Source organism: Leclercia sp. AS011 (assembly GCF_037152535.1).
In the GTDB taxonomy this organism is placed as follows: Bacteria; Pseudomonadota; Gammaproteobacteria; order Enterobacterales; family Enterobacteriaceae; genus Enterobacter.
The window spans coordinates 49,396-67,920 of the sequence record NZ_JBBCMA010000007.1 but is presented as its reverse complement, the minus strand read 5'-3'; the positions used below and the strand labels follow the sequence as shown (position 1 = coordinate 67,920).

At 55.7% G+C, this 18,525-nt stretch carries 17 protein-coding genes and 1 pseudogene; 13 read left to right on the top strand and 5 right to left on the bottom strand.

Features of this window, described 5'->3' with window-relative positions; all coding sequences use genetic code 11:
- Positions 1-2: 2 nt before the first annotated feature.
- Genes WFO70_RS20050 through acpT form a run of 9 tightly spaced genes read left to right on the top strand, consistent with a single transcriptional unit; the run spans position 3 to position 8,071 of the window.
- Positions 3-425, top strand: a complete 423-nt coding sequence (locus WFO70_RS20050; RefSeq protein WP_337018719.1) for an acyl-CoA thioesterase — start codon at positions 3-5, stop codon at positions 423-425.
- The gene (locus tag WFO70_RS20045; RefSeq protein ID WP_337018717.1) at positions 422-1,027 is read left to right on the top strand and encodes an outer membrane lipoprotein carrier protein LolA; all 606 of its coding nucleotides are present in this window, start codon (positions 422-424) and stop codon (positions 1,025-1,027) included. Before WFO70_RS20050 ends, WFO70_RS20045 begins: the two co-directional genes overlap by 4 nt.
- On the top strand, positions 996-3,314 hold the full coding sequence (locus WFO70_RS20040) for an MMPL family transporter (RefSeq protein WP_337018715.1): 2,319 nt from the start codon (positions 996-998) through the stop codon (positions 3,312-3,314). The genes WFO70_RS20045 and WFO70_RS20040 overlap by 32 nt, the downstream gene beginning before the upstream one ends.
- Positions 3,311-3,895 (top strand): DUF3261 domain-containing protein, encoded by a 585-nt coding sequence (locus WFO70_RS20035; RefSeq protein ID WP_337018713.1) that lies wholly within the window; start codon positions 3,311-3,313, stop codon positions 3,893-3,895. The genes WFO70_RS20040 and WFO70_RS20035 overlap by 4 nt, the downstream gene beginning before the upstream one ends.
- A 1-nt stretch (position 3,896) precedes the next feature.
- Complete coding sequence (locus WFO70_RS20030; RefSeq protein WP_337018711.1) at positions 3,897-5,063, top strand: beta-ketoacyl-[acyl-carrier-protein] synthase family protein; 1,167 nt, start codon at positions 3,897-3,899, stop codon at positions 5,061-5,063.
- Complete coding sequence (locus WFO70_RS20025) at positions 5,060-5,530, top strand: ApeP family dehydratase (RefSeq protein ID WP_337018709.1); 471 nt, start codon at positions 5,060-5,062, stop codon at positions 5,528-5,530. Before WFO70_RS20030 ends, WFO70_RS20025 begins: the two co-directional genes overlap by 4 nt.
- Positions 5,530-6,261: a 3-ketoacyl-ACP reductase FabG2 gene (locus WFO70_RS20020; RefSeq protein ID WP_337018707.1), complete on the top strand. Its 732-nt coding sequence runs from the start codon at positions 5,530-5,532 to the stop codon at positions 6,259-6,261. The genes WFO70_RS20025 and WFO70_RS20020 overlap by 1 nt, the downstream gene beginning before the upstream one ends.
- Positions 6,258-7,487 carry a beta-ketoacyl-ACP synthase gene (locus tag WFO70_RS20015; RefSeq protein ID WP_337018705.1) on the top strand — a complete coding sequence of 410 codons (1,230 nt, stop codon included), beginning with the start codon at positions 6,258-6,260 and terminating at the stop codon, positions 7,485-7,487. The genes WFO70_RS20020 and WFO70_RS20015 overlap by 4 nt, the downstream gene beginning before the upstream one ends.
- Positions 7,488-7,489: 2 nt before the next feature.
- Positions 7,490-8,071, top strand: coding sequence for a 4'-phosphopantetheinyl transferase AcpT (gene acpT, locus WFO70_RS20010; RefSeq protein ID WP_337018703.1), 582 nt, complete (start codon positions 7,490-7,492; stop codon positions 8,069-8,071).
- Between the two features lie 4 nt (positions 8,072-8,075).
- Here the strand turns inward: acpT and WFO70_RS20005 are convergent, their stop codons facing one another.
- On the bottom strand, positions 8,076-8,582 hold the full coding sequence (locus WFO70_RS20005; RefSeq protein ID WP_106995291.1) for a phenolic acid decarboxylase: 507 nt from the start codon (positions 8,580-8,582) through the stop codon (positions 8,076-8,078).
- 99 nt (positions 8,583-8,681) lie between these two features.
- Here WFO70_RS20005 and WFO70_RS20000 point away from each other — a divergent pair, with 99 nt between their 5' ends.
- The 3 genes from WFO70_RS20000 (at position 8,682) to WFO70_RS19990 (ending at position 11,145) form a co-directional block, all read left to right on the top strand.
- Entirely contained in the window at positions 8,682-9,548 is an 867-nt protein-coding gene (locus tag WFO70_RS20000) for a LysR family transcriptional regulator (protein WP_337018700.1), read from the top strand.
- 48 nt (positions 9,549-9,596) lie between these two features.
- Complete coding sequence (locus WFO70_RS19995; RefSeq protein ID WP_337018698.1) at positions 9,597-10,391, top strand: SDR family NAD(P)-dependent oxidoreductase; 795 nt, start codon at positions 9,597-9,599, stop codon at positions 10,389-10,391.
- A gap of 94 nt (positions 10,392-10,485) precedes the next feature.
- A complete protein-coding gene (locus WFO70_RS19990; RefSeq protein WP_337018696.1) occupies positions 10,486-11,145 on the top strand; it encodes an HAD family hydrolase in 660 nt (219 codons plus the stop codon).
- Between the two features lie 76 nt (positions 11,146-11,221).
- On the opposite strand, the gene WFO70_RS19985 is transcribed toward WFO70_RS19990, so the two are convergent.
- Complete coding sequence (locus WFO70_RS19985) at positions 11,222-12,247, bottom strand: TerC/Alx family metal homeostasis membrane protein (protein WP_337018694.1); 1,026 nt, start codon at positions 12,245-12,247, stop codon at positions 11,222-11,224.
- Between the two features lie 271 nt (positions 12,248-12,518).
- Here WFO70_RS19985 and WFO70_RS19980 point away from each other — a divergent pair.
- Positions 12,519-12,725: pseudogene (locus WFO70_RS19980) on the top strand (integrase core domain-containing protein); the annotation flags it as partial.
- 306 nt (positions 12,726-13,031) lie between these two features.
- On the opposite strand, the gene WFO70_RS19975 reads toward WFO70_RS19980, so the two are convergent.
- The 3 genes from WFO70_RS19975 to WFO70_RS19965 all read right to left on the bottom strand — a co-directional run bounded on the left by WFO70_RS19975 (position 13,032) and on the right by WFO70_RS19965 (position 18,524).
- On the bottom strand, positions 13,032-15,710 hold the full coding sequence (locus WFO70_RS19975) for a TrlF family AAA-like ATPase (RefSeq protein ID WP_337018692.1): 2,679 nt from the start codon (positions 15,708-15,710) through the stop codon (positions 13,032-13,034).
- 341 nt (positions 15,711-16,051) lie between these two features.
- Positions 16,052-16,663 (bottom strand): hypothetical protein, encoded by a 612-nt coding sequence (locus tag WFO70_RS19970; protein ID WP_337018690.1) that lies wholly within the window; start codon positions 16,661-16,663, stop codon positions 16,052-16,054.
- A 442-nt stretch (positions 16,664-17,105) separates the two neighbouring features.
- The gene (locus tag WFO70_RS19965) at positions 17,106-18,524 is read right to left on the bottom strand and encodes a TnsD family Tn7-like transposition protein (RefSeq protein ID WP_337018689.1); all 1,419 of its coding nucleotides are present in this window, start codon (positions 18,522-18,524) and stop codon (positions 17,106-17,108) included.
- Position 18,525 lies beyond the last annotated feature (1 nt).

Here is an 18,525-nt window from a genome sequence, read left to right as displayed (position 1 = left end):
GGGTGCTGACCGATCCCCGCTTTACGACCGAAGTAGAGCTGACCGTACCGTTTCACGACGTCGATATGATGGGCGTGGTCTGGCACGGTAACTATTTCCGCTATTTTGAGATCGCCCGCGAGGCCCTGCTCAATCAGTTCGATTATGGCTATCGCCAGATGAAGGCGTCCGGCTATCTCTGGCCGGTGGTGGACACCCGGGTGAAATACCGCGATGTCCTCACCTTTGAGCAACGGATCCGCGTCCGGGCCCATATCGAAGAGTTTGAGAACCGTCTGCGCATCGCCTATCAGATTTTTGACGCCACCAGCGGCAAAAGGACCACCACCGGCTACACCATTCAGGTGGCGGTGGAAGAGAAGAGCCGCGAGCTCTGTTTTGTCAGCCCGCAAATCCTGTTTGAGCGCATGGGAGTGACGCGATGAGATGGCTACCGCTGCTTGCCCTGCTGGCAAGCCCGTTCGTCAGCGCCGTGACGCTGGACGACTTGCAGCAGCGCTTTACCGAACAGCCGGTGGTGCGCGCCCACTTTGAGCAGACCCGCACCATCAAGGATCTGCCCCAGCCGCTGCGCTCCAACGGCGAGATGCTGATCGCCCGCGACAGCGGTCTGCTGTGGGATCAAAAAGCCCCCTTCCCGATGACGCTGCTGTTGGACGACAACCGGATGGTGCAGGTTATCAACGGCCAGCCGCCGCAGACCATCACCGCGGAAAACAACCCGCAGATGTTCCAGTTCAACCACCTGCTGCGCGCCCTGTTCCAGGCGGATCGCAAGGTGCTGGAGGAGAACTTCCGCATCGATTTTAAAGACCTCGGCAATGGCCGCTGGTCGCTGGTGCTGACCCCTACCACCACCCCGCTGGACAAGATTTTCGCCTCGCTGGATCTGGGGGGCGCTACGTATCTGGAATCCATTGTGCTGAACGATAAGCAGGGCGACCGGACCGATATCGTCCTCTCCCGCCACCAGCTCACCCCCGCCAGCCTGACCGATGCCGAACGTCAACGCTTTGCCGCCCCGTAACGCTCGCCGTGCGGCGCTGGCGTGGGCGGCGCTGTGCCTGGCGCTGCTGGGTATCCTGCTGACGCTGTTGCCGGGGGCGCGGCTGAACAGCAGCGTGCTGGCGATGCTGCCCAAACAGAGCCTCGGGGCCATCCCCCCGGCCCTGAACGACGGCTTTATTACGCGCCTGGATCGCCAGCTGGTGTGGCTGGTCAGCCCCGGTAAACAACCCGACCCGCAGGTGGCCCGGCAGTGGCTGAGCCTGTTGCAGGGGTCAGGCGCTCTGCACGAGGTGAAAGGGCCGATGGACGCCGCCGGGCAGAAGGCCTGGGGTGAATTTTTCTGGCAGCACCGCAACGGCCTGATCGACCCCGCCACCCGCGCACGCCTGCAAAACGGCGGTGAAGCGCAGGCGCAGTGGATTTTATCCCAGCTCTACTCCGCCTTCTCTGGCGTCAGCGGTAAAGAGCTGCAAAACGACCCGCTGATGCTGATGCGCGGCTCGCAGCTTTCGCTGGCACAAAACAGCCAGAAGCTGCGGCTGATGGACGGCTGGCTGGTGACCAAAGACGAGGCCGGAAATTACTGGTATCTGCTGCACGGCGAGCTGGCCGGTTCGTCGTTCGATATGCAGCAAACCCATAAACTTGTCACCCGGCTGCATGAGCTGGAGGGACAGCTGAAAACGCACTATCCCCGGGCACAGCTGCTGTCGCGCGGGACGGTGTTTTACAGCGACTACGCCAGCCAGCAGGCCAGACGGGACATTTCGACCCTCGGCGTTGCCACCGTTCTGGGGGTGATCCTGCTGATTGTGGCGGTGTTCCGCTCCCTGCGCCCGCTGCTTCTGTGCCTGATCTCCATCGCCATGGGCGCGCTGGCGGGCACGGTCACGACCCTGCTGCTGTTTGGTGAGCTGCATCTGATGACGCTGGTGATGAGCATGAGCATCATCGGTATCTCGGCGGATTACACGCTCTATTACCTGACCGAGCGGATGGTTCACGGCGGCCAGGCCTCGCCGTGGCAAAGCCTGGCGAAAGTGCGTAATGCTCTGCTGCTGGCGCTGCTCACCACCGTGACGGCCTATCTGATCATGATGCTGGCCCCCTTCCCGGGCATCCGCCAGATGGCGGTGTTTGCCGCCGCCGGGCTGAGCGCCGCCTGCCTGACGGTCATCTTCTGGCATCCGTGGCTGTGCCGGGGTTTACCGGTGCGTCCGGTTCCAATGCAGACGCCCATGCTGCGCTGGCTGGCGGCATGGCGCGACAGGCGCGTGTCGGTTGGCCTGCCGGTTGCGCTGGCGCTGGTCGCCGTTGCGGGCATTGCCACGCTGCGGGTAGATGATGATATCGCCCAGCTGCAGGCCCTGCCGCAGGCTATTCTGGCCCAGGAGAAACGCATTACCGCCCTGACCGGGCAGAGTGTCGATCAGAAATGGTTTGTGATCTATGGCGCATCGTCCCAGCAGACGCTGGAGCGGCTGGAGGCCTTTACCCCGGCGCTGGCCCGGGCGCAGCAGGCGGGTGACCTGACCTCATGGCGCACCCTGCCGCTGAACTCGCTGGCGCGGCAGGAGAGCGATCTGGCCCTGCTGCATCAGGCGGCACCAGCCGTCAGCAGGGTACTGCAACACGCCGGGCTGACGAGCGTGTCGCCGGATCTGAAGGCCATGCCGGTTGAGGTCGACGCCTGGCTTGCCAGCCCGGCCAGCGAAGGCTGGCGTCTGCTGTGGCTCACGTTGCCCGACGGCGAAAGCGGCGTGCTGGTGCCGGTGGATGGCGTAAAAAACAGCCCGGGACTGCGCGACCTGGCGAATCAACATCCGGGCGTGGTGTGGGTGGATCGCAAGGCCAGTTTCGACAGCCTCTTTGCCCTCTACCGCAGCGTGCTCACCGGACTGCTGGCCGTCGCCCTGGCGGCCATCGCCGGGGGGGCCATGCTGCGCCTCGGCTGGCGTAAGGGGCTGATCACCCTGGTGCCTTCCCTGCTGTCGCTGGGCTGCGGTCTCGCTGCGCTGGCGATAACCGGCCATCCGGTGAACCTGTTTTCGCTGCTGGCGCTGGTGCTGGTCCTCGGCATTGGGATCAACTACACGCTATTCTTCAACAACCCGCGCGGCACGCCATTGACCTCCCTGCTGGCCATCACCCTGGCGATGATGACCACCCTGTTGACCCTCGGCATGCTGGTATTCAGCGCTACCCAGGCCATCAGCAGCTTTGGGATTGTGCTGGTCAGCGGTATTTTTACCGCCTTCCTGCTGGCACCGCTGGCGATGCCAGACAAAAAAGAGAGCAAACAATGAGTACCCCTTTTTACCGCGCCGTCGCCCTGATCGGCGCGCTGCTGCTGGTCGGTTGCAGCCATACCGCCCGGAAAAGTGACGATGCCCGCCCGCAGGCGTGGCTACAGCCGGGCACCCGGGTAACGCTGCCGCCGCCGGGCCTGACCCCGCCGCTAAGCTCCCAGCAGCTATTGACCGCCAGCGTAAACGGCAAAACCCAGTCGCTGCTGGTGATGCTGAATGCCGATGCGCGGAAAGTGACCCTCGCCGGGCTGTCATCGGTGGGGATCCGGCTGTTCCTTGCCACCTATAATGAAACGGGCATCCATACTGAACAGTCGATTGTTGCGCCAGAGATCCCTCCGGCCAGCCAGGTGCTGGCGGACGTGATGCTCAGCCACTGGCCGATTAGCGCCTGGCTGCCGCAGCTGCCGACGGGCTGGACGCTGAAGGATAGTGGCGACCGCCGCGAGCTGCGCAATGCCGACGGTAAGCTGGTGACAGAGATCGTCTACCTGCAGCGCAAAGGCAAACGCGTGCCGATCAGCATCGAACAGCGGGTGTTCCACTATCACATCACCCTTCAATATCTGGATGACTGAGATGATCTACATTTCTGCCGTTGGCCTGGTCAACGCCCTGGGCAACTCTCCTGATGAGATCGCCGCTAACCTGACGCGCGGCGTGGCCCCTGGCATGCGCCTGCGCAGCGGCTGGTTGCAGGGTCAGGACGCGGTGCTGGGCGGCGTCGACGGCGAACTGCCCGCCATCCCGGATAGCCTGGTCGCGCACCATTCGCGCAATAATCAGCTCCTGCTGGCGGCGCTGGCGCAGATCCAGCCTGTCGTCGACGCGGCTATTACCCGTTACGGTCGCGACCGCATCGCGGTGGTCATGGGCACCAGCACCTCCGGGCTGGATGAGGGCGATAAGCATGTGCACCTGTCGATGAACGGCGAAGCCAGCGGCAACTGGCGCTACGCCCAACAGGAGCTGGGCGATCCGTCGCGCTTTCTGGCGAACTGGCTCAGTCTGGACGGCCCGGCTTATACCCTGTCGACCGCCTGCTCCTCCAGCGCCCGGGCCATCATCAGCGGGCGTCGGCTGATCGACGCCGGGCTGGCAGATATCGCTATCGTCGGCGGCGCGGATACCCTGAGCCGGATGCCGGTGAATGGCTTTAACAGCCTCGAATCGCTCTCCACCACGCTGTGCGAGCCCTTTGGCCGCGACCGCCGGGGGATCACCATTGGCGAAGCGGCAGCCCTGATGGTGCTCACCCGCGAGCCGCAGCCGGTGGCACTGCTGGGTAGCGGCGAGTCGAGCGATGCGTACCATATTTCCGCCCCGCATCCACAGGGAGAGGGGGCGATCCGCGCCATTACCCAGGCGCTGAACGAAGCCGGATTAACGCCGGATGAGGTGGGCTATATCAACCTGCACGGCACTGCGACACCGCTTAACGACCAGATTGAATCCCAGGTGGTGCACGACCTGTTTGGCGAGGCGGTGCCCTGCAGTTCAACCAAGCATCTGACCGGCCATACGCTGGGGGCGGCGGGGATCACCGAGGCCGCGCTGAGCTGGCTGATCCTGACCCGCGATCTGCCCTTGCCCGCCCAGGATTTCAGCCGCTATGCGCCGGATCCGACGCTCGCCGCCTGCGGCCTGCTGCATCAGCCCACCGCGTTGAAAAAACCGGTGATTTTGTCCAATTCTTTCGCCTTTGGCGGCAATAACGCCAGCATCCTGCTGGGGAGCCTGTCATGAGTTATCTCTCACCCACTGATTATCTACCCCATGATGCGCCCATGCTGCTGCTGGAGTCGGTCGAGAGCGTTACTGACGACGCTGCCGCCTGCCGGGTAACGGTCACGCCGCAGGGGGTGCTGGCACCCTTTCTGACTCGCGCAGGGGATCTGCCGGGCTGGTACGCCCTTGAGCTGATGGCCCAGACCGTTGGCATCTGGTCAGGCTGGCATCGTCAGCAGAAGGGCCAGGAGAGCATTTCGCTCGGCATGGTGCTGGGCGCGCGCGAGCTGGTGTGCGCCGCCGGGCACTTTGCGGCCAACAGCGAATTAACCATCACGGCCACGCTGTTGATGCAGGATGAACGCTTTAGCAGCTTCGAGTGCGCCATCCTCACCGGGGAGGCCACGCTGGCAACCGGGCGGGTGAACACCTTCCAGCCCAGCCAGCAAGAATTAGCATCACTTTTCAAACAGGGGGTAAGTTAATGAGTCGTTCCGTACTGGTCACCGGTGCCAGCAAAGGCATTGGCCGGGCTATCGCCCTCAAGCTTGCCGCCGACGGGTTTATCCTCGGGGTTCACTACCACCGCGACGTCGCAGGCGCACAGGACACGCTGAACGCCATTGAACAGGCGGGGGGCAACGGGCGTCTGCTCTCGTTTGACGTGGGCAACCGCGCCCAGTGCCGGGAGGTGCTGGAGCAGGATATGGCGGCCAACGGCCCCTGGTATGGCGTGGTCAGCAACGCCGGGATCGTCCGGGATGGAGCCTTCCCGGCGCTCAGCGATGAGGACTGGGACAGCGTGATCCACACCAACCTCGACAGCTTTTACAACGTCATTCACCCCTGCATCATGCCCATGATTGGCACCCGCAAGGGCGGACGCATTATTACCCTGTCGTCGGTGTCGGGAATCATGGGCAACCGCGGTCAGGTGAACTACAGCGCGGCAAAGGCGGGCATTATCGGGGCCACCAAAGCCCTGGCGATTGAGCTGGCGAAGCGCAAAATCACCGTTAACTGCATTGCGCCAGGGCTGATTGATACCGGGATGCTCGAAATAGAAGAGGCCGCGCTGGATCAAGCCATGGCGATGATCCCCATGCAGCGTATGGGTCACGCGGATGAAGTCGCCGGGCTGGCCAGCTATCTGATGTCGGATATTGCAGGTTACGTGACGCGTCAGGTCATTTCCATTAATGGAGGAATGCTATGACGCGTCGGGTGGTAATTACCGGGATGGGCGGTGTCACCGCCTTTGGTGAAGACTGGCAGTCAATTTCTGCCCGCCTGCTGGACTATAAAAACGCGGTGCGCAAGATGCCGGAGTGGACGATATATGAGGGTCTTCATACCCTACTGGCCGCGCCGATTGATAATTTTACCCTGCCGGATCACTACACCCGCAAGCGCATCCGCGCCATGGGCCGCGTCTCTTTGCTGTCGACCCGCGCCACCGAACTGGCGCTGGAGCAGGCGGGGCTGATTGACGATCCGATCCTGACCCAGGGCGAAACCGGCATTGCCTACGGCTCGTCGACCGGCAGCACCGGGCCGGTCAGCGAGTTCGCCACCATGCTCACCGAGAAGCACACCAACAACATCACCGGCACCACCTACGTGCAGATGATGCCGCACACCACGGCGGTCAACACCGGTCTGTTCTTCGGCCTGCGCGGGCGGGTGATCCCTACCTCCAGCGCCTGCACCTCCGGCAGCCAGGCGATTGGCTATGCGTGGGAAGCCATTCGACACGGCTATCAGACGGTCATGGTGGCAGGCGGCGCAGAAGAGCTTTGTCCCTCGGAAGCAGCGGTATTTGATACGCTTTTCGCCACCAGCCAGCGTAACGATGCCCCGGAAGCCACCCCGGCCCCGTTCGATATCCAGCGCGACGGGCTGGTGATTGGCGAAGGGGCGGGAACCCTGATTCTGGAGGATCTGGAGCATGCGAAGGCGCGTGGCGCGACCATCTACGGGGAGATTGTCGGCTTCGCCACCAACTGCGACGCGGCGCATATCACCCAGCCGCAGCGGGAGACGATGCAGATCTGCATGGAGAAGTCGTTAAGTAGTGCCGGACTCAGTCCGCAGGAGATCGGCTACATTTCGGCGCACGGCACCGCCACCGACCGGGGTGATATTGCCGAAAGTCAGGCCACCGCCGCGGTATTCGGCGACCGCGTACCGTTCTCCTCGCTGAAGAGCTATTTCGGCCATACGTTAGGGGCCTGCGGTGCGCTGGAGGCCTTGATGAGCCTGGAGATGATGCGTGAAGGCTGGTTCGTACCGACGCTCAATTTAAGACAACCGGATGAGCAATGCGGTGCGTTAGATTATATTATGGGAAAAGTCCGTCACATTGACTGCGAATATCTGCAAAGCAACAACTTCGCGTTCGGCGGCATTAACACTTCCATTATCATTAAACGCTGGGCGTGACTATGTACCAGTTCCTGCTGGGAAAAATTTCTACCCTCAGCGCTGACCCTCTGGCGTCAGCGCTGGCCGAACAGGCGCCCCAGGGGGCGCGTCGCATCCCCTGGCTGGCCGGGCGGACGCTGCTCGCCCGGGCGCTGGCGCCCTCTCCGGTGCCGGAAATCATCTTCGGTGAACAGGGGAAACCCGCCTTCGTCGATGCTCATCCGTACTGGTTTAACCTGAGCCACAGCGGGGATGATATTGCCCTGCTGTTAAGCGATGAGGGCGAAGTGGGCTGCGACATCGAAGTGATCCGCCCGCGGGATAACTGGCAGGCGCTGGCTAACGCCGTCTTTAGCGTCAGGGAACACGCCGAGCTGGAGCGGGAAGCGCCCGAGGCAAAACTGGCGGCCTTCTGGCGCATCTGGACGCGTAAAGAGGCGATCGTCAAACAGCGGGGCGGCAGCGCCTGGCAGATTGTCAGCATCGACAGCACCTTTACCTCGTCCCTGAGCGTCAGCCACTTCCAGCACGGCGAGCTCAGCCTCGCCGTCTGTACGCCAACGCCCTTCCCCCTCCATGACGGTGCGCTTCAGGTTCTGTAACCGCTTATTTTAAATTATTCGGAAAGTCTGCCGGCAGCTCGCTGGCAGCACAGTCAATAACAGCATCGTTATTAGCACCGCAGTCGCGCACAAAGGTAATGGTGGCGAACTCATCAATGACCTCGGTTGGGTAGGCCGGGCCCGCCTCGCGATAAGAGACCATCAGCGGAATATGATCGTTCTGGAAGCAGACGGTTTTTTCCGGGTTATTCATCACCCAGCGCGGGAAGAAGATAGTGCCGTGGAACAGCTTGTCGCCAAGGTTCACAATCAGGCTCACATCGGTACCGGTCGGTTCAGTCCACGAAATTTTATAAATACTTTCGCCTACGCGAACGATATAAGCCTGCTGATCTTTGACCCAACGGTTTGCCACGATCCCGCTGTGAATACGGTAGTCGAGGGTCTGTTCGTTTTTGACGTAAATCTCGTAGTTCCAGCCGTTATCATAGGTGTAAACCAGATGTTTGCCGACGAAACCGCTCAAATCATGTTTATCAAAATGGCTCATACTGTGTCTCCTCTGTTTCAATGAGGCCATCTTACGCCTGCAAAAATTGGATGAATAACGCTATGATTTAATCAAATTCATTCAAAAATTAGATGAGTTATGCACAAAACTACCCTTGAGCAGTGGGCGCTGCTTGAACGCGTCGTTAAGCTGGGCAGCTTTGCCCGCGCCGCAGAGGAGACGCACCGCAGCCAGTCTTCCGTCAGTTATAACCTGGCGTTGTTGCAGGAGCGGCTGGGCGTGGCGCTCCTGGTTCAGGCGGGGCGTAAGGCGGTGCTGACCCCGGAAGGTGAGCTGCTGTTAAATCAGGTCAAACCGCTGCTAAACGCCTTTACCTTGCTGGAGACGCGCGCCACGACGTTACGCAACGGGATGCGTACCCGACTGGACCTGGTGGTGGACAGCATTTTCCCTCGCCGTCATCTGTTTGCCATTCTGCGCCAGTTTCAACAGCGCTATCCGCAAACCCAGGTGCATCTGACCGAAATACTGGAGAATGCCGGTGAAGCACCGCTCCAGAGCGAAGCCGACGTGATGGTGCTTACCCGCCGCCAGGATGTGACCGGGCGCGGCGAGTGGCTGATGAATATCGATTTTGTCGCGGTGGCGCACCGGGATCATCCGCTGTTTGAACAGGACGCACCGCTCACCGATGAAATGCTCCGCCCCTGGCCACTGATCCAGATCGCCGGGCAGAACTACGCCGCGATCCCCGGTGGCGAAGCCTGGACCTTCTCCACCATCGATGCAGCGATCGATGCGGTGATGTATCAGGTGGGGTATGGCTGGCTGCCGGAAGAGCGAATTCAGCCACAGCTGGAAAGCGGTGTGCTGAAAACGTTGCCCCTCAACCACGGCATGCGCCGTGCTACGCCGCTGCATCTGATTGTGAAACGCACGCTCGCCCCCCTCGATGAACAGGTTGAAACCTTGCTGCACCTCTTCAGCCAGCCGTCGTCAAGGTGAACTGCTACGCTTAACGGTCTGAACTTCAAATATGACAAGGAGCAGAGCGTGAAAATCGATCTTACGGGAAAAGTGGCGCTAGTGACCGCCTCCACCGGCGGCATTGGCTTTGCCATCGCCAGAGGGCTGGCCGCAAGCGGTGCAGAGGTGATTGTTAACGGACGCAGCACCGACTCGGTCAACCGGGGGATCCAGCAGCTACAGCAGGAGATACCCGGGGTGCAGGTGCGGGCGGCAATCGCTGACCTCAGCACCGCTGACGGCGTGGAGACCCTGCTGAAGGTCGCCTCGGACGTCGATATCCTCGTGAATAACGCCGGGATTTACGGGCCGCAGGATTTTTACGCCACTGACGACGAGACCTGGAATAACTACTGGCAAACCAACGTGATGTCCGGCGTGCGCCTGTCGCGTGCCCTGCTGCCCGGCATGGTGCAAAAAGGCTGGGGTCGGGTGGTGTTTATCTCCTCGGAGTCGGCCTGCAATATTCCAGCGGACATGATCCACTACGGGGTGACGAAAACGGCCCAGCTGTCGCTGGCGCGCGGGCTGGCAAAATTTGTCGCCGGGAGCGGCGTCACCGTCAACAGCGTCCTGCCAGGCCCGACCATGTCGGACGGCTTTGCCGAAATGATGAAAGACGAAATAGAGAAGACCGGCAAATCGCTGGAGACGCTGGCGAAAGAGTTTGTCATGGCTCACCGCCCAAGCTCGGTGATCCAGCGGGCCGCCACGGTAGACGAGGTGGCGAACATGGTGGTCTACGTCTGCTCGCAGCAGGCATCCGCCACCTCCGGCGCGGCGCTGCGCGTCGATGGCGGCGTGGTGGACGATATTATCTAGCCATGCCGGTGCCGCCCACCTGCCCGCGGGTGGCATCTGACGCTAAAGCAGGTAAACTGATGGGCAGAATATGTATTTCAGCTAAGAAGTAGTTATGACCAATATGATTGCCGATGAGGCAGTGGCAAAATCCAGCGTTCTTTCGGTGTTTGACTTCGACGGCACGCTGACGCATCACGACAGCTTTATCCCTTTCTTACGCTTTGCGTTCGGCAAGCGCTATTTCGCCGGTCGTCTGGTGCGGATGGCCTTGCCTACCCTGCACTGCGTGCGCCGCAAGCTGACCCGTGACGAGCTGAAAGAGGTGCTGATCAGGACCTTCCTGACCGGCGTGGACGAGCACTGGCTGCGTCAGCAGGCGGAGCTGTTCTGCGAGAAATACTGGGACAAACTGATGCGCCCCCAGGGCGTGCTGGCGGTCGCAGCGGAAGTGAACTCCGGTGCGGAAGTGACGATCTGTTCCGCCTCCCCGGCGCTGGTGTTGCAGCCCTGGGCCGACAAGCTCGGCATTAAGCTTATCGGCACCCAGCTGGAAGTGAAGGACGGCAAGCTGACCGGACGCATCACCGGCCATAACTGTCGCTGTGCGCAGAAGGTAGCCCGGCTGGAGCATGTCTACGGCAGCCTGACCAACTACCATGTGCGCGCCTGGGGCGATACCCGCGGCGACCACGAGCTGCTGGCCGCAGCCCAGGATCCGCACTGGCGACATTTCCACCCGCCGCGCGCACGCCGGAATTCACCCATTAAATAAAAGCAAAAAGGCAACGTACGTTGCCTTTTTTAATGTTTGCGCCCTCTCCCGGTGGGAGAGGGTCGGGGTGAGGGCATCAGGCTTCCCGTTTCCCCGGGAACAACAGGCTCGCCACAATCCCCGCCGCCAGTACGCCCAGCACCACAAACAGACTCGCCGCGGCACCGATGCCGTAGCCGTGATGCCAGAAATGATCCGTGGCGTTCAGACCGAGCTTGAAGGCCACGAAGAACAGCAGCGCGATCACCGCTTTCTCCAGATGCACCAGATACTGCTTCAGCGCCTCCAGCACGAAGTAGAGGGTACGCAGACCGAGGATCGCAAACATCATCGCGCTGTAGATAATCAGCGGCTCGCGGCTGACGGCGATGATCGCCGGTACCGAGTCAAAAGCGAACATCACATCGGACAGCTCCACCACCGCCACGCAGAGCAGCAGCGGCGTGGCGTAGCGCTTCGCCTTCTTCACGCGGCCAACCATCACATCCTGGTTCTCCGGTTTTTCCAGCTCGGCGTCCACCTCTTTCTGGCTCAGCAGGAAGGCGTTGCCGGTAATTTTTGGCCAGATTGGATAGAAGCGTTTAACCGCGCGGTAGGCCAGGTGCTGAGAGTAGTCTTCGATCTCGTCCTGCTCTTCGCCACGCTTGAGCATCATCACCGCCGTCCAGGCCACAATCAGGGCAAAGACCACCTCAACGTACGGCCCGAGGCTCAGCAGGCTAGTGCCGATGGCGACGAAAATACCGCGGAAGACGATAGCGCCAATCACCCCCCAGTAGAGCACCCGGTGACGATACTGATCCGGCACGCCAAACCAGGCGAAGATCGCCATCATCACGAACAGGTTATCAACGGAGAGCACCTCTTCCAGCGCGTAACCGGTGAGGAACAAACTCGCCACTTCGGCACCGTGATGAACGTACAGGAACCCGGCAAACGCCATCGCGGTCATTACCCAGAAGATCGACCACAGCGCAGCACTTTTCAGTGAAATGGGTTTGTCATGGCGATGCATGAAGAGGTCGATGAACATCGCCCCGACGGCCATAACCACAAATACAACAACGGTTTCCGTTGGGAAACCGAGATGAGCAGATGACATACACAACCCTTTTTGAAGACAAAATACAAACCATGCAGACTGGCGAAGCCAGTAAAGAAAAAAGGGGGGACCGTTAACGACTTTCTCCCCTTAAAAGTAAACCGGCGTATTTTACCTTACATTAACTTGGTTCTGCGTTTTTATTCACCCTGCCGTGTGGATCGATAATAAAGTTTGTAGTTTAGTGGACTTATCGGTAAAAAAGTTTGTAGTTATATTAAGTACACACCTATGAGACAAAACAGTGGGTTGTCAGATCTCTTCCCCGAATCAGAATGCGTTTATCGAACGGTTTAATATGACTTACCTGACAAAAATCCTGGTTTTTTATCTGTTCAGAACAATGATTTAATCAAGATAGTCACAGAGCGCTACCTTACGGCATACAACAGCGAGCGGCCTCATAAGTCCCAGAATAATCTGACACCGAAGAGTATCGGTTGATGACTGAAATCCTGAAACCTCAAAAAGTGCATAGAGATAAAACTAGAAGGCTAACAAGATTGCCCGCCTATAAGGGGTCCATTAGGAAAACGCAAAATACCCTACGTTAGCCTGTTTTTAAGCAGGCATGACTGGCCGTTTTGAACTAAAAGCGGATACTACGACTCCTTTACATTCTGCAGTGGGGAGGATTTCGGGTCTTTAGCACCGAAACGCAGCTTGCGTAGATAATGGCTGATTCCACGATACGATGGTTTCACAGCGCTACCTACTCCAGGCGAAGTCGGTCTCTGCAGGCCACTGTAAAATGCCACGCAGAGACCCGGGATATTATTCCTTTCTATAATGGATTGAGCCAAAGCATGCCGTATTTCTGCTCTCGGGCTTCAAATGCGTGGCGCCCCCCTTCAAGCACATCGCAAATTGCTCTGCGCATGCTGTTTGGTGCGTCATGATCGCCGTACTCCAGTGCCCCGGCCCGGTATGTAATCACCTCTTCATCGTTTGAGGCAATGATCACCTGTTCCGCATCACAGTTCACCACCAGGTTAGCATTATGAGTCACTATGATGACCTGACGGTACTGTTTGATTTTCCGGAATAGCGGCACCAGATTGTGCATGATGAAATCGTTATCCAGATCATCCTCCGGCTGGTCAAAGACAAAAGGTGAGCCAAACGCATCCGTAGCCAGTTTGAGGCAGACGTAAAAGGTTCCGCGCTGACCGGCAGACAGTTTCTCGACGGTTTTTCCCTTGTATTCAAACTCCGCCCTGACGCTCAAGTATTGCTGGATATATTCCGGACTAAAGAGGAAGTTCAGGAGGGCATATGGTCCCTGACTGTTAAAATACTCACTGCGCCACAGAAATTCTTCAATTGAAAGTCTCCTGTCAGGGCATTCCGGCAGTGCCATTACGGGAGCGTTGGAGAGCAGTGCATGTAAATCAGCAATGGTATGCACCCGGAACACATCGCGTAGCCGTTCAACAGACGTCTGTTCAGCAGAAGCCCTGAACCGGCCGCGGTTCATATGATCAAGCATACCGTTGTAAAACACCGCTAAATCAAAATGAGGCCGGCCATAAATACGAATGTCCGTCAGAATATCCCCGATTAATACCTGTTGATCGTCAGTCAGGTGTGGTCTGGTAGCCAGAGAGGCATAGGCAGTATCGATAACCGCTTGTCTTGTCAGCAGTGTGTCAATAAACGCGGTAGCAAGTTCGCCTCGCTGGAGTAACTCCTGCTGATACTGTTTCTCCCGGGTGTCGATAGTACCCAAGTGTATCTCAGCCCGATCCGCCTGCTGCTGATATTCCTGCACCTTCTCCAGCAATCCCGGGATATCCTGACCCAGCCCCTGCTCCTGAAACGACGCAATAATACGGCTATTATCCTCGGCAAGCCGTGCAGTCTGCTCGTCAATACTGGCCAGCTTTGTCACGACAGCGGCGGCCAGCAATGAGAAATCAGGGTACGGGATAATCGTGCCGTCATCGACGGCAGCATTGACGGCGTCGATCTTTGTAATCAGATCCCGGGCGGCGGCATCAATCACTGTTTGCAGCCCGGTGGCGTGTTTTCTGGCCTGCGTCAGGGTGGCCTGCTGGCCGCTGTTGTCACGAAACTGCGCGATCAGCTCTCTGTTACGGGTGCTGGTCAGGACATCAATTTTTTCCCGAGACGTTCTCGCCAGTGCTTCCTGAAATGCCCGTGTATTGATTGGCTCATCACGCTCATTTTTAAAGGTAAGAAACTCACGCCATGCACGCCAGGCGCTGAGGTTTTCGTTCAACTGAATGCCCGTGCTGCCAGCCTCATGGTGAGGAGACAATCGCAGCATTTTTTTTATCTCGTCACTGATAAGACCGGGCTCTTGGCAGAGTTTTTTGATCTCACCCTGCGATACATGGAGGTATTCGTATCCTTCCGAATGTGCATCAAAGCGCACTTTTTCCCCGTTAGCCTTGTCCAGTTCAACGCAGAGATTCTGAACATTCACGGCACGTTGCTCACTTCCCCTGGCTGCGGCTCCGGCAAACCGGGAGCGAAGCGCATCCAGGAGCAGGCTTTTTCCGGTTCCACGGCCTCCGATAATGGCGACCATGTCCTGGCTCAGGGGGATTGCCAGTTGCCTGAAACGGATCTCCTGCCCATCAAAAATCGTCCCTTCCACCTCGATCTTACTGAAGTGGGCCTTGGGTGTGCGGGTGGCCAACCAGTCATCACCAATCATTAGCCGCGACTCGGGTTCAAGCAGGGCCTGCCGGAGGCCCTCAAAGGTCGGCATCGCCTTTACCCACGTATAACGCCCGCCAATCTGTGCCACGCTGTGCGCGTCCGAACACAGAAAGACGGGTTTGATTGTGGCACCGGTATAACGGTCGGTTCGCAGGTAAAATGCGCGATCGGCGGCACCACCGAAAATTATCTGTCCCTGGCGGTCAATCTCAGTCGCGGCGGCTGCGGACCGTCCGGTGGAGCCCGGACGATATCCGCCGTAGCCGTTGGGACACACGGCAATCAGAAAATCCTGGAATGGACGCAGCGTGGAGTTAAGATGAGAAGTCAGCTCTGACAGTGCAACCGTGATGGTATCGACACCATGCCCACTGTCGCCAACGCTTTTCTCACAGCAGTAGACATTCTTCCCCCCTCCATCCGTCAGCCTGATCGGCAGGTGGGAAAGGGCTTCATTGATGCGCTCGGTTGAGAGCTTTTCTGAAAAAAGAATATGGATGTTAATGAACTGGTCATCCCGGTTTTGCTGATCGAGACGAAATTCCACGTTGGCAAGTACCGTTATCGCCAGACCCTGCTTTGCAATCTCCTCCCGGATGATTTCCAGTTCGTTCTGTCGGAAATAAAAGTAGTTCGTCACGGCGATGAGGGACAGATGATGCGCCCCCAGCGTGCGAACATAATTCTCAATATCGTCCGGATTATAGCTGTTAGCCAGCCACGTCAGGGGGCTGTGGATGTGCAAATCCCATTTATTCCATTGTGAGCCTATCACCGGCGGATCCTTCTAACAGAAAGTGTATCCGCCATCTTAATAGGGTTAAAACATCCCAGCTACGGGATTAACGTACTCACGTGAAGCAGATTTGATCCGGCACACTTTTTTCGTTTCCTGAGGGCAGAAAAATGAAGTGACACGCTCCCCGTTGAACAATACATATGGTTGTTAATCACTTTCGCTTTTGGCATGGAGCGGACGGTGCGAGACGCTTAGGAGCTGCTTAGAGCGAAAAGCGGATACTGATGCGCTGGAAAGGACTTTGAGACCAAAACTTATTTGTTCAATTATATAATAAGGTCCAATTGATAATAGAAACACTAAAAATTATAAGAAAATTAGAATAGATTAAAGCCTAATTTTATTCTTTGCTCACACAGATTAGTAAAGAACCGAAAGGTTACACCTGAATCCATAGGTATTTTATTTATGATCGCATCATAAACACAATAATTGCGACTGTTTTGAATGTAGCATTTCGAGCAATTAGCACTTGCACTTTTAGCGGTCGTAACAGTCAAAGACTTTCTTTGATTGAACCCCAGTGAAAACTCCTTAAGTTTAAATGCATGCTTATGAAATGAAAGCCAAGCTTTATAATCAAATAGTTTCAGTTCGTTCAGTGCGGCATAAATTATTTCTTCATTGACATTTTTCATTATAGGGTTATTGATACCACGCATTTTAGGTGCAAATGAACTATAGAAAAGATCAGAATATATACGTAACTTAGAGCGAAGATGCTTAGCATTCGACATATAGTACTCTCGCACAAAAAAAGAAGTCGCGTCAAGGGTGCATGGCATCAGGAACTTCAAGAAAACAGGTTCAACAAAGGTATTTTCTGAAGAATCTTCATTTTTGTATGAATAGAAATTCATATTGCAATTTTTTGTTTTCAAATCTCCCCACTCAGTTGAATTAATTATATTATTAACAGTTTCCTTCATATTCGAGCCTGTAATATTTAGTAATGGCACACGATGAATAGCACAATTGCTATTTTTTTCCACTCACTTCTAAAATATACATGTCCATATTTCAACATCATTTCCATGTGACAAACCTGACAAAATAGAACCTCGCTCGAACCTTTATAATTTGTAGTTTTATGTGAGCCTCCATATACGCGACGTAATAACGCTATTATTTCTAACGGGGTCCCTCTGCTATTACATCGGACATTAAAATACCCTTCCCGCTGCAAAGATTTAAACAGCATCATGTCGGGGAGCATCTGTAAATAGGGTACTAACTGAACAGGAGCTTGAGGAAGAGAATGCCAAAGCCCATTATTCCCGATAACACTTTGAAAGGAGTTGATACCATAAACATGTAGGCACCTAAACAAGTAACTATTAATAGATTCATCATCATATATTTTCATTCTATTTAACTCCTTAATTTTGCGCCCTTGGCAGGCATTGCAGGTGGCAAAATTGACTCTAACAATGATCTCTCATGATGATAAAGCCAGAAAAATTGAGCGTTATAAATTTTCCTGATCTCATTTCTCGTGATATCAGGATTTATTTTTCTGCAATGCACAATCTTAAATTTATTTCGCCGTAAGGATGACTGGTAGTGACATAATTTCCTACGGGCAACAAGTCCCTTGCAGGAAGAGATTACTGACTCAACACTACCTACACCGATTTGACATCTTTCAGCGATAGCCTTACGGTGAAAACCTAAATAGCCTAAAGACTCAATGTTATGTCTTAATTCCTCAGTTAGCTTTTTAGGATAACATTTTAGTTTTATTCCTTGCAGAGCAGCGATGCGTTTGATGAAACAACGGCTCTTTCCTAAAATTACACTCATCTGATTCATGGAAATATCCTTAGACAGAACTGGAATGATGTCAATTGAAGGCTGAAAGACAGGTTCTTTAATATCGTGTACTTCATACTGATCATTGAATGAGTACTGAATACAATTCATGATGTTCTCAATTGACCTGAACAACCAAAATGCAAATATCAAATGTCTTCCGGGATGAACACTAAATTCCATATTCAGAAGGTGGTACAGATAGCCATAGTCATTTTCATCAGAAGGAAGAAATTGATTACTCGGCAGAGATGAATCACTAATATCATTAAAGAATGCACTCATCAGTTTATGATGTCTTACTCTCCCCTGTTGTGTTACAAAACCATCCTGACGTAGTTTGTTCCTGTATTGAATGACTGCTGAAATGTTTATTTGGCTATTACTTAATTTTTGTAAGATGGCATTTGTAAACTGTGCGAACTGGAAACTGTCCTCATCTCCCAGTGTACAGGGCCTCACAGGACTTGGTAAAAAACCTGAAATTAACCTTTGACGTTGATTGAGTGAATCGACATTGAGAGAAACCTGATGGCTCGCACAAACGCTTATTCCGGGAATCTGATGCATTCTGTGCCAGTACGATACTCCATATGCAGCGATGTCTTTTTCAGCACATTGTGGGCAGCTTTTGAGTATTAGTGAACTTTCCGTACCAAAAGATGGAAACTGGCATTCCCGAAGAGCTTTACTACTGTTATCAGAAAATAACGCATTCTTAATTTCACTTGCATGACGTGGAAGATAATACATATATAGTGGTGCAAGTGTCTGATGCATTAATAAACAATTAGCCTCATCAATATTCTGAGAAGCTAATTTACATAAAGATGCGGTCAACGTAGGATGTATACATCTTTTTTTAGAACCCATCAGGTTGTATATTTCTGAAAGTCCGCTCCATCCAGCAATCGTCACAAATCTTATCAGTCGACTGATAAGCAGTTCGTCTGGAAAGGCACGAGGAAGCCAGAGCATC

Coding starts and splice junctions, on each gene's coding strand:
- WFO70_RS20045 (WP_337018717.1), top strand. CDS start 422: ATGAGATGGCTACCGCTGCTTGCCCTGCTGGCAAGCCCGTTCGTCAGC.
- WFO70_RS20040 (WP_337018715.1), top strand. CDS start 996: ATGCCGAACGTCAACGCTTTGCCGCCCCGTAACGCTCGCCGTGCGGCG.
- WFO70_RS20035 (WP_337018713.1), top strand. CDS start 3,311: ATGAGTACCCCTTTTTACCGCGCCGTCGCCCTGATCGGCGCGCTGCTG.
- WFO70_RS20030 (WP_337018711.1), top strand. CDS start 3,897: ATGATCTACATTTCTGCCGTTGGCCTGGTCAACGCCCTGGGCAACTCT.
- WFO70_RS20025 (WP_337018709.1), top strand. CDS start 5,060: ATGAGTTATCTCTCACCCACTGATTATCTACCCCATGATGCGCCCATG.
- WFO70_RS20020 (WP_337018707.1), top strand. CDS start 5,530: ATGAGTCGTTCCGTACTGGTCACCGGTGCCAGCAAAGGCATTGGCCGG.
- WFO70_RS20015 (WP_337018705.1), top strand. CDS start 6,258: ATGACGCGTCGGGTGGTAATTACCGGGATGGGCGGTGTCACCGCCTTT.
- acpT (WP_337018703.1), top strand. CDS start 7,490: ATGTACCAGTTCCTGCTGGGAAAAATTTCTACCCTCAGCGCTGACCCT.
- WFO70_RS20005 (WP_106995291.1), bottom strand. CDS start 8,582: ATGAGCCATTTTGATAAACATGATTTGAGCGGTTTCGTCGGCAAACAT.
- WFO70_RS20000 (WP_337018700.1), top strand. CDS start 8,682: ATGCACAAAACTACCCTTGAGCAGTGGGCGCTGCTTGAACGCGTCGTT.
- WFO70_RS19990 (WP_337018696.1), top strand. CDS start 10,486: ATGACCAATATGATTGCCGATGAGGCAGTGGCAAAATCCAGCGTTCTT.
- WFO70_RS19985 (WP_337018694.1), bottom strand. CDS start 12,247: ATGTCATCTGCTCATCTCGGTTTCCCAACGGAAACCGTTGTTGTATTT.
- WFO70_RS19970 (WP_337018690.1), bottom strand. CDS start 16,663: ATGAAGGAAACTGTTAATAATATAATTAATTCAACTGAGTGGGGAGAT.
- WFO70_RS19965 (WP_337018689.1), bottom strand. CDS start 18,524: ATGCTCTGGCTTCCTCGTGCCTTTCCAGACGAACTGCTTATCAGTCGA.